At 58.3% G+C, this 10,984-nt stretch carries 7 protein-coding genes; 6 read left to right on the top strand and 1 reads right to left on the bottom strand.

The window, feature by feature from the left end; all coding sequences use genetic code 11:
* Positions 1-107: 107 nt before the first annotated feature.
* The 6 genes from ABZS58_RS50355 (at position 108) to ABZS58_RS50330 (ending at position 9,171) form a co-directional block, all read left to right on the top strand.
* Positions 108-470 (top strand): hypothetical protein, encoded by a 363-nt coding sequence (locus tag ABZS58_RS50355; RefSeq protein ID WP_354791889.1) that lies wholly within the window; start codon positions 108-110, stop codon positions 468-470.
* A 1,314-nt stretch (positions 471-1,784) separates the two neighbouring features.
* The gene (locus ABZS58_RS50350; protein ID WP_354791888.1) at positions 1,785-2,891 is read left to right on the top strand and encodes a DNA adenine methylase; all 1,107 of its coding nucleotides are present in this window, start codon (positions 1,785-1,787) and stop codon (positions 2,889-2,891) included.
* Positions 2,892-2,982: 91 nt separating this feature from the next.
* Positions 2,983-5,262: a DUF87 domain-containing protein gene (locus tag ABZS58_RS50345; protein ID WP_354791887.1), complete on the top strand. Its 2,280-nt coding sequence runs from the start codon at positions 2,983-2,985 to the stop codon at positions 5,260-5,262.
* Positions 5,207-6,706 carry a hypothetical protein gene (locus ABZS58_RS50340; protein WP_354791885.1) on the top strand — a complete coding sequence of 500 codons (1,500 nt, stop codon included), beginning with the start codon at positions 5,207-5,209 and terminating at the stop codon, positions 6,704-6,706. The genes ABZS58_RS50345 and ABZS58_RS50340 overlap by 56 nt, the downstream gene beginning before the upstream one ends.
* Positions 6,707-6,853: 147 nt before the next feature.
* Positions 6,854-8,314: an AAA family ATPase gene (locus ABZS58_RS50335; protein ID WP_354791884.1), complete on the top strand. Its 1,461-nt coding sequence runs from the start codon at positions 6,854-6,856 to the stop codon at positions 8,312-8,314.
* 77 nt (positions 8,315-8,391) lie between these two features.
* On the top strand, positions 8,392-9,171 hold the full coding sequence (locus tag ABZS58_RS50330) for an HNH endonuclease signature motif containing protein (RefSeq protein ID WP_354791882.1): 780 nt from the start codon (positions 8,392-8,394) through the stop codon (positions 9,169-9,171).
* Between the two features lie 628 nt (positions 9,172-9,799).
* Here ABZS58_RS50330 and ABZS58_RS50325 read toward each other — a convergent pair.
* Positions 9,800-10,528, bottom strand: a complete 729-nt coding sequence (locus ABZS58_RS50325) for an XRE family transcriptional regulator (protein ID WP_354791881.1) — start codon at positions 10,526-10,528, stop codon at positions 9,800-9,802.
* Positions 10,529-10,984 lie beyond the last annotated feature (456 nt).

The following is a 10,984-nucleotide window of genomic DNA, read 5'->3' as shown; positions in this document are numbered from 1 at the left end:
CCCCACATGAGGCCCACACCGAGTACCTGAACCGACAGCTCGCCGCATAAAGCAGGCCAATTAGAAGCTGTCCGGAAAACGCGAGGCCGCTCAGACTCCCCGACGGCATGACCAGACTCGGCCGGCCATGGTGGCCACAGCTCGCCACGATCGTCGACACCGCCAAGCCCCACGCCCACCCCACCGTCGACCTCGACAACCTGCACCAGCAACTCACGCCACCAGACCAGCCCGAGACACACCCAACGGCCAGAGCAGCCGCCGCAGAACCGAACCCCGAGGAACCCACCCCGGAACGCGATACGCCAACACCGGCAGACGCCGATGCGTTCTCCAAGATCCACCAGGCGGCCGACGCACTCAGTAAGGCCCGGCACGCGATCGAGCACGCGCCTCCCGACACACCCCAGCCCACCCCGGAGCAACGACAGTTCGACCAGCCGGAACCGTCCTCCGAAGCCGGACGCTAGCGCTGGCCGGCCGTCAGCACGACGCTCGGACGAGCCGGAAAAACTGTCGGACCCCGCGGTTACGGTCTCATGGAGACAGCGACACTCCAGAGGCAGTTCACCGGCCGGCAAAAGAGGGACGTTACATGCCCTGCAAGGAGCACCCCGACGACCGGATCAAGCAGTCGGGCACGCAACGAAGCGCGCCCGAGCGCAGCGACCAACGCGACAGGCACAGCCACCCTACGGTCTTGAGGGGGCGTGGGTGAGACGCAGCTCTCCCACCAGGGAGCAGCCGAGGCTGCGCGAGGAATCCCACCGACCCACGGCGAGCCGGGTCGACCCAGGTCGGCAGAGCGCACGATGCACCATACGAACGTTCGATCACCGTCGAGGGCCAGCCGCTCACCACAGTCACGCCCAGCAGCCGCCGCGACAAGAGCACCCCCGCGACGGTCTTGAGGGGGTGTGGGTGGAGCGAAGCTCCCCCACCGGGGAGCACGGCGAAGCCGTGCGCGGGGAATCCCGCCGACCCATGGCGAGCCGGGCCGAAGGTCCGGTGAGCAGGGTCGACCCAGGTCGGTGGAGCGCACGATGCACCATACGAACCGCACGATCGAGATCGACGGCACATCATTCGGCGTTCACACGGCCCGACGTAGGCGTCGCCCGTGAGACCGCGTCACTGACCTCGACCTGTATGCCTGTCAGTGGCCCTTCCGTAGCGAACGACCAGCCACGCTCGACGACGAGGCTGCCGCCACGGTCGCCGGCTGGGCGACTCCGGCGGCAGCGATAACGGCGTGGACGGCCAGAGCGCCGCCGGGGCACCATCACAGGGTCGGCACCGGCTCGCCAAGCGGTGCTAGGTCACAACCGCCAGCCTGCCGAAGCATCACGACGTACCCACAATACAAAACACGTCCGTCCGCCAGCGATATACCGTCCCGAGCCACCTGGCTGCTGCCCCTAACACACCGTTGACGAGCAAAAACTGGCACTGGAATCCGAGCTATGTCAGCAGTCAACCTAAACTTCTCCATTGCAGGGTGACGACTGCCTGCACGTCCCGCGCAACAAGCAGGAAATGGGCGACCCGATACAGCAGCTTCGAAGCTTGACCTGAACGGGAGAGGTCTGCACCTCCACATCTACCCGATCCCACCAAGCCGTGCCACCCTGCAGACCCCGCTGGCTATCTCTCCGCCACCGCCCGAACCCCATCTTATGCACTAGGCGAGACGACCTTGCCGACCAAGGGCCTGCCGGGGGTACACAACCCATGCCTCTTAACGCTAGTCTTGGCTTCGCTCGACGCGCGAGAACAGGACCTTGGTGGCGAACAGGCGGATCGACAGAAGCAGCTCAAACCTGGCACGAAGACGCAAGCCGTGGGCCCCTGACGAGGTCGAGGTTAAGCCTCGGCCAGTTACGGACCCGCAGATCTTCAGCCAATCCGTCATTAGCCCTCTTAGGTATCCAGGCGCCAAGCGGCAACTGGTACCAATAATCGAACAAATAGTTAAGGGGAACGTTCCCCGCCCTCGACTATTCGTTGAACCATTCTGCGGCGGAGCGTCGACAACCCTTCGCCTAGTGGGGACTGGCGTCATTGAGCACGCCGTGCTGGCGGACGTCGACGAACTCGTCAACTCCTTCTGGTACGTGGCGGCCTTCGACACAAACTGGCTGATTGACCGCATGATGGAAATCGAGGTCACAGTCGCCAAGTGGGAATGGTTCCGCCTCTATCACCCGAGAAATCGGCGCGACAAAGCGCTGAAGTGCCTATTTCTAAATAGAACAACATTCTCCGGCATCCTCCACGGCAGAGCCGGTCCAATTGGCGGAAAGAATCAGTCAGAATCTACCAAATACAAGATTGATTGCCGTTTCAATAAGGGCGGACTTGCGGCGCGGCTACGCGCAGTTGGAGAACTTGCCGACTCCGGCAGAATTCTCGACGTATGGAACACGGACTGGCGAACCACGTTAGCGAGATTGAAAGCGCAGTACAGCAAAACTCTAACTGCGAGCGAAATTCTTGTGTATCTGGATCCGCCATATATCGACAAAGCCGAGTTTCTCTACCCATGGGCGTTCGGCGATGATGAACATCGCAGCCTTGCATCCACCCTGACGGCGGCGCACGACTACAACTGGATCCTATCTTACGACGATAACCCACTTGCGCGTGAACTATATCCGCCGGCTCATGAAGGCCGCCACGTCCTTCACGCCAAGCACAGATATTCCGCCGCGAGCCTAAAGGCCTCGCCCGATGGGAAGCGCCAACGTCCCCAGCGTGAGGAGTTGCTAATTACAAACTTCACAGATCTGCCGGACTCCGATGCATACCACGCCCTTGGACAGAGCACGTGCTCGGCGTGCCAGATCCACGCCTCGACAACAGGGTCCGAACGGGCAGGCCCGCGCAGCTAAACGGTTCCCACTCATGACAACTCACGTCCTCGCGTGCATCATGAGCACCGTCCGATGTACGCCCGCTTGCGATAGAAGTGGAGAAACGAATATGTCCTTCTCACTGGGCGCCCAGGCGGTCGCAGAAGAGTCGGCCCTGCATGGCCTACTCAAGAATGCAATCAGAATCGGTGGCATATTCGATCTCGGATATCACGAAGCAAGCATACTTACAAACGACCGGTGGCTTGAGCGCGCCCGTGGGCTCCCTCAGCACTGCCTTCTTCTTGCCTATCCACACGGACTCGATGATCCTGCAAAGGCGGCAAAGGACGTGCTGCCAGAGGATCGAAACATCATCCTCCTCAGAGTGATTCGCGAAACGGCCCTACCAAACCAGTCGGAACTGGTTCACCTGCGTGCCGAACACACCGACCGGTCGATTACAAACTATTACCGTGAATCGGATCCACCGGAACCGAAAACGGATGTACTAACGAAGTCGGTAATGCAACAGGCTGCGTTTAGGTGCCGGGTACTCGGAACCTTTGTTGAGGACGATAACGGAATTCTGGTATTTGGCAAAGACGTGGATGCAGTATATGCGGCTGCAGGTTATGTGGTGGCCAAACCGCACGGGTCTAGTCTACAGGCAATCGTCGATCATGTGGAATTGCCCATGGGCGAGCGTCCCAATGAGCAGCACGGAGACGATGCGCCAAACGCCGACCTCCCCGACACTGACACCAGCATGAAAGTCGGTGTGCTGCGATACTCGTCAAGCAGGCGCCGGGAACAAATCAGCGCCAAGGACGGCCGGCAAACCGAGGTTGACGTCAAGGTCCGACCCAAAGACTTCGTCGCTCACAAAACCGCCGTATTCGGCATGACGCGTGCCGGCAAATCTAACACGATGAAGGTCATTGCCGCCGCAGTCCATCTCTATTCCCACAGGACAGGTACACGCGTTGGACAACTGATATTTGATCCTGCAGGTGAGTACGCCTACGCCAATCGCCAGGACTATACCGCACTGTCACAACTCGGCGATGACGTTCGGATCTATCGTCTCGGTGCCACGGCGCAAGACCGAGAGAAACGAATCCGCCCATTGTCGCTAAACTTCTTCGATGCATCTCAAATCGAAGGCTGCTGGAGCTTAATCTCCACGTTTTTAGGTGATCTCAAGGTGCAGTATGTGAAAAGCTTCTTGGGCTCCGATCCAAGCCGCGCACCTGAAGACACCGACTCCATGGGCGATAAACGTCGCATCGAGGCGGTTCGAGCCATGTACTTTGCGGCGCTCGTAAAGGCAGGACTATGGCCTGCTATCAGCTGGCGTTTCAATTTACCAGTCAACCAGCATACACGCGCTCTTCTCGACCAGTCAGAAGAGCTAGATACTGGCGTGCAGGGCACCGTTTACCTAAGCCTAAATTCACGGCAACTTCTAATCGCCTGCGAAATAATCGCGCGGAGAGCAAGCAGCATAGCGCGGGCAACTGCTACTGCCCGCAAAAAGTTTACTGTCGACGACGTCGAGGCCGTTCGTTTGTGGATCGCTGACGAATCGATAGGCGGAAGCGGGGATCCCGGCGTCGATGGCGTCGTCGAAATGGTTTCGCCCGCAGGATCCGCGGGCGGGTGGAAGCAATTGCGGGCAATGAAACCCTACCACGCTGCCAACGCGAAAACTGACTTTGCACCGTCAATATATGGGGACCTGGCTCGTGGCAGGATTGTAATTGTTGATCTTTCACGCGGTGGCGAGCAGGTACTGCAAACGTGCGCCGAACGCGTGGTGACTGACATTCTTACACGAGCATCGCAACGATTTCGCGAAGGTCTTCCACCAAGGCCGATGCAGATATTTCTTGAAGAAGCTCACCGCTTGTTGCACCGCGACAAATTCAATCAGGCAAGCCAGAGCAGCGACCCATATGTGCGTTTAGCTAAAGAGGCTGCCAAGTATCAGATCGGAATGATCTACGCAACCCAAGAAGTGTCTAGCGTCGATGACATGATTCTTTCCAACACTGCGAACTGGGTATGCGCGTACATGAACAACGCATCTGAGACCCAGCGACTAGCGAAATATTATGACTTTGGCGACTTCACAGAGCAGATCCTGACGGCAGACGACCGGGGCTTTGTACGTCTGCGAACAGATTCCTCTCCGTACACCCTGCCAGTCCAGGTTTCGAAGTTTGATCTCAAAATGGTTAATGACGTTCGGAAGATGACAGGTCAAGCACCCACCGAGCCGAGCTACGACTTCGCCCCTGAGCACGGTGACACGGATAACTACGACGACTGCCCCGACCCTGACGAAATCTATGATGATGGCCGCGGCGCTCGGCCGTCGGCGCAAGCCGACGAATCGGAAGCGTGACAAGATGCCATACAACTCCGCGAGTCCAAGAGGCAACATCCGATACGAGCTGGCGTCCAAGATGGGACACCTTCCTACCACCACCAACACAGTGATCGGTGAACGGCTGTCACTCTACAAACGTCCTGAAACTCAGTTCGACGCGACCCAGATCAAAAAATTGGTGTCGGCAGCGACCGACCTCCAGCAGCCACTTACGCCAGAAATCCAGTATGTCGTGGCAGTCGACGGATCAGGACATGAAGTTCAAGAAGCATTTGACCGCTACCCTTCTACTCGCGTCTTATATATGCAGATCGCCGGCATTTTTATTAGCCTGCAAAACTTACTAGATCAGCCTGGTCAATTCGTCGATCCTGCACGCATAGCTGACGCAATAGAATCGTCGGTGGTGTCAGGGTTTCTGCCGGGATCATATCTAGAACACAGAGACTACTCGGATCCCGTAGTCGCGTTCAGAGCAGAAATGTTCGAACTCTTCGCACAAACAGAGATCCAGAGACGTACCCTAGTACAGTTGTTGCACGAAATCGCCAGGTACGGCCTGCAAGAACAATCAGAAGCCGCGCTCGCCGGGTTTCAGCTAGTTACCAAATGTCCTAATAAGAAATGCGACCTCAACGACCCGAAAGCTGCGCGCCCTGGCATTCGCGTCCCATGGGACAGGCCGGGTTCGTGCCCGAAGTGCACGGGCATTCTGTGGCCTACAGATACACTGCGGATCTGGGAGGCATTCCAACCAGATGCCAGCAACGGCGAAGCACTCGGCAGAACTCATCAGCTGATTGAGCACCTTGTTCTCTTCGGTGTCGCTCTAGGCTTTGAAGAACTGTCGCCGAAGCTGCTTCAGCAGACCGCATTCATTTGCGATGGCGACCTGGCGGTATTTGGACAGGCTGCACGGTTCCAGCGTTGTCTTCGCGGCGCCTGGCAAGCGCTCGCGGCCCGCGCCAAAGCGAAAGGACATCAGCCGCCGGCCGTGATCGGTGTTGCGAAGAGCGGCTACCCCGTTGAACATTTGCACGGGATTCGCCGATTTATCGAGCCCCAGCATATGATGCGTTTGAGCCACGGATACATGACCGAGCGGCTGAGAGTTAACAGTCTTGACGAGACGTATTTTGGCAGGAAACTCTTCTATCATGCTGAGGATGGTCAACTTCTGTGCATTACCATCCTGCCGGATGCTGATGTTGCTTATGATACAAAACGTGAAGGTCCCAACCCGAAGCGCCAAGGCCCTGCCGACGATCTGAGCCGCCTAGAGCGGTACAGCACCTTGCAACGAACTCTCGCCTTGCTCGATCGACTGGGGACTCGCCTTTACGATGACGCTCTTATTCCGATTTCTCTGGCGCACCACTGGGCTGCATACCCGCTGGCGAACGCTGAGCGTATCCTGCGGTTACTGACCGAGAACGCACTCGGCGCAAACAAACACTAGATCGGTAATTCAAGATAGGTTAAGCGCAAGATCCGCATCAGCGATTGATCCACGAGGCTACGTAGTCGGTAGCGCTCGCCGACACTCAGTTGCAAAAACGTACAGTTTGAACTCAACTTTTAGGCGCATGGACTATACCCTGGACGCATGCAGTTCATCGTACTGCCGGCCACCGCGCGGCCGACCACAGGGAAAGCAGGCATTTTCCTCGAAAGGGATAATTGGGACGACGGATCGTTCCGAACGCTTTTTCACGTACATTATTCGTCCGATGGCCGTGACTATGTAACGCTTGGCGCGGTAAAGATCGCAAGAATCGGCATGACGGACGGTGGCGAGACATCTATTCCAAACCAGTTCCATGCACTTTCTGACGAATTCTTTTCGCTCGGCCAGGATGTCGACTACTACGAGAACCTTAAGGCGCTCGGAGATGACGCTCGCGAGACTATCTTGCGCGCGCTACGTGATGCCGCCTTCGATCAGGAACTCTTCCGACGGCGCAGGCATGATCCGGCAATGGACACGTCGCTTCTTCGCTCCGTTGTAGAAGAGACAGTTGTTGGACAGTATCACCGTATTGCAACGGGTGGCAGAACATTTGTCGAATATCGAATCGTTTACCGAGCTTCCGAGGGGCTTCAGCTCGACTTTGAAGTGATACCCGGATCGAAGCCGCCTACCAATGTCCATGTCTTGATTGGCAGTAATGGCGTCGGCAAGACACAGCTGCTAAACAGGTTTGCCCAAGCCGTCGTCCGGCCACTTTCCAATGACAACGTAGACGAGGTGGTCGACTTGGAGCGGGCCGATTCTACTGCATTTGCTAACGTTATATCAATCAGCTTTAGCGCTTTCGATGTTCTAAAGCCGGTCGACGCTGGCGAGCATGTTCAATACACTCACGTCACGCTAGATCGTAATCACAGCCCCGAAGGCCGCACCGCTTCGATGCAGTTTGCGGAGGTGGTGTTGAGTCTTGTTGGGGCTCGCAGAGTTAGATGGCGGCATGCGCTGGAGACACTCGGAACCGACCCCCTGTTCCGCGACGGCTTAGAGCAGCTGACAGTAGATGACACAGAGCCTGCTGCACGTGAGCAGGTAGAGGAAGTTTTCAACCATCTTAGCTCGGGCCATAAAATCGTTGCATTGGCGATTAGCTATCTTGCCGACCTCGTGACTGAACGAACGGTTGTTCTCATCGACGAGCCGGAGACACATCTTCATCCACCACTGCTTGCCGCCTTCATACGTGCACTTTCAGATCTGCTGGTAGACCGCAACGGTGTGGCAATTATCGCTACTCACTCACCGGTAGTGGTGCAAGAGACGCCCAAAACTTGTGTCTGGATGTTGCGGCGTGTTGGTGATCTTAAAGCTGCAGATCGGCCCGACCTAGAAACATTCGGCGAAAATGTTGGAACATTAACCCGCGAGGTATTTGGCCTCGAAACCACGCAGTCCGGCTTCCATAATGAATTGGCCCAGGCAGTGTCGACCGGCCTTTCATACGAGGAAGTCGTCGAGCAATTCCGCCACCAACTGGGAACTGAAGCCAAGGGCATCGTACGTACTTTGATCGCGATTAGAGATCGTAGGGCGCGATAGTTGTGTGGCCATTAAGCCGTCCTGCTTGGACACCACGTGACACGTTCCAAATGTGCTTGGCTCGAACCAAGGAGCCCATGAGGTCCTGGTACCAGGCACTTGAGCCGTTCGTCGTAACGGCCGCTAAACAATTCGAACTCGGCGCGCGAGCCGCTACGCTCCACTCGCTTGATGAGTCGCTCTTTTGGCCTCCGCCTGCGCTAGGAACCACCGATGTCGTTCAGAGTAACCTTGTCAAGGTCTACACTGATAAAATGGTCGGACGCCAAGCGCCTGGTCGCCAGATATACGATGCAATCCGGCTTGCGGCAAAGCGTTGCCCACTCTGCGGTCATCGAAGTGTAACAACGCTCGATCACCATCTACCAAAAACCGGATTTCCTCTGCTCTCCGTCGTGCCGGACAACCTGATCCCCGCCTGCTCCGAGTGCAATAGGATCAAGACCGACAGCCGTCCCCAGACTGTCGAGACTCAAACGCTACATCCGTATTTCGATAGTATCGACGAAACCGCCTGGCTCGTAGCCGAGGTAGTCGAGGTAAGCCCACCACCGTTCCGATTCTTTGTATCGCCCCCTTCGTCGTGGCCAGAGTCGCTTGCCGCCCGGGTGTCCCATCATTTCGAGGTATTTGGTCTTGAAGAATTGTATGCCGTGCAAGCGAATGACGAGGTTGCCGGCATCGCCAGCTTTCTTTCAAAGCAACATGAGGCCGCTGGAGATATAGCCGTCCGCGAACATCTCGCAGAGATGGCTTTAAGCTGGTCGAAGGTACGGCCAAATTCCTGGAATGCTGCTGCCTATCGAGCCATGGCGGAAAGCACATGGTTTTGCTCGGGCGGATTCATGTCTGCGTAGATGTCTACCGACCCACGTTCTTCTAGCGGATCGGTTCGATAGTGTCTTGCTGCTTACCGCGCAGTAGCTCTTCAGAATTTCTGCAGACATGTACGACGTCCGAAGACGTCCTGGGTTGAGTGGTGGAAGTCTCCGTATGCACCAGGGGACCCTGAAGTCTCTGCCGGGAGGACCGGGCTCTGCCGGCCAGTCACGAATAGGGGTGACGTCGCAATGCGTGCAGAATTGCGTACTCCGGCCGCAGGAAGCCGAGCATCCGTCACGTTCGATAGAAATCGCGGCCACTCGGGCGAGGCTGACACAGCTTGCGCCGGCTGCGGCAGGTGGGCAGTGAGATACGCGGTCGCCGCGCAAGCGTCCTACTACCTGACGTTGCACATCGCGAGTCCGCGGCTTCGTGAACATGTCCTGGATGACCTGGCGGTTGGCTACGCCGCTGCGCTGGCCAGTGACGAGGCTGCCGGGTTCGCTGAGTACTTCGAGGCGTACATGGAACGAGTCGAGGGCGCGCTGGATCCGGAGAAGCTTCACAGGGGTGAGCACATGGTGGAGTTCCGGCGGGTCTGGTCGAACCACGCAACCCGGTTGGGCGAGCGGCAGCTTCGGCAGGCTCGGCGCGCTGGTAAGGCTAGTCGGCGTAGGAGGTAGCTACGGACCAGACGCGTTCGATGGCGGTCATGTAGCTGGCAGCCAGGCCGTCTAGCTGGTGAAGCTGAAGGTGCATGACCGGGGCGTGGGCAGCTGGGACGCCGTGGATGTGGATGTTGACTAGGGCCTCGTTGTCGGCGCGGTAGATCGAGTCGTAGAGGACGGTGTCGTGGAGGCGCACCGTGACGTGTGGGAGGCGTTGGAGCGGCTTGATGAGGACGAAGGCGTTGCGGATGCGGCCTGCCATGAGGTCGCCGATCTGCTCCTCGGCGCCTCGGACTCCTACGTGTCGGCTGTTGACGTCGCCCAGGGCAATACGGATCGGTACGCCGTCCTCGGCCTTCGAGGCAAGGATGCGAAGGATGACCGGGTCCTCCAGCAGGAAGAGAGCGCTGTACGCGACAATGTCGATTGCCTTGGCGGCTCGGCGGAAGACCGAACGCCACGTGTCGAGCGGGACGAGGCTTCGGTGGGCGTAGGTCATCCGGACCTCGTCCGAACCGATCTGCGGTTCTCGCGGGACGCAGTCAGGCCAGAGATCTGCCTCGGCCCAGCCCGTCAGGCGTGACAGCTCGTTGCGGTAGCGCGGGTAAGGCACGCGGCCGTTGAACCAACGGTCGACGGTCTTGGGGTCGACCTGGAGGCGGGTGGCGACGTCGAGGGCGTTGAGGCCGGCGCTGGCGAGCGCTCGGGTGAGAGGGTGTCGCACGCTGACCTCCCATGAGGCATCGAATGCAGCCGATTCTAGTCAAGAAGTCCCTAGACGTCCCTCGAATGTGGTTCCGGGTTCGGACTGTGCCGAGAAGGCTGACGAGGACGGCACGCTTTGGCCACACGGCCCGCCCAAGTGCGATGTCGGGTCGGACGAGAGCGAGATGGACATGGCCGGACACGAGGCGGCACAGCGTGCAGCAGATGCCTTGGCAGTAGCGCTGGAGGATGCCGGTTTCGACGTCGGGCGAGCGTTCCCAGAGTTGCGCACGACCGTGGATAAGGCAGGTTCGGCGCATGTCGAGTCCGGTCCCATCGCGCCGGCCGTTGCCGCTCAGCTTGCGGCGCTCCTGACGCACGCTGAGGTTCCCCCTGAACAGTGGACAGGGCTTTAAGCAGCTCTCGCTGTTCCTGTCAGGGAATGCTCAAACCGGACGGGGCTATGCATCCCGAT

The sequence above is a fragment of the Dactylosporangium sp. NPDC005555 genome (assembly GCF_040605635.1).
Lineage (GTDB): Bacteria > Actinomycetota > Actinomycetes > Mycobacteriales > Micromonosporaceae > Dactylosporangium.
This window is presented reverse-complemented; position numbering and strand designations above follow the sequence as displayed.

Bases quoted from the DNA above. Each gene is read 5' to 3' on its own strand.
- ABZS58_RS50355 (WP_354791889.1), top strand. From the start codon at position 108: ATGACCAGACTCGGCCGGCCATGGTGGCCACAGCTCGCCACGATCGTC.
- ABZS58_RS50345 (WP_354791887.1), top strand. From the start codon at position 2,983: ATGTCCTTCTCACTGGGCGCCCAGGCGGTCGCAGAAGAGTCGGCCCTG.
- ABZS58_RS50340 (WP_354791885.1), top strand. From the start codon at position 5,207: ATGATGATGGCCGCGGCGCTCGGCCGTCGGCGCAAGCCGACGAATCGG.
- ABZS58_RS50335 (WP_354791884.1), top strand. From the start codon at position 6,854: ATGCAGTTCATCGTACTGCCGGCCACCGCGCGGCCGACCACAGGGAAA.
- ABZS58_RS50330 (WP_354791882.1), top strand. From the start codon at position 8,392: ATGAGGTCCTGGTACCAGGCACTTGAGCCGTTCGTCGTAACGGCCGCT.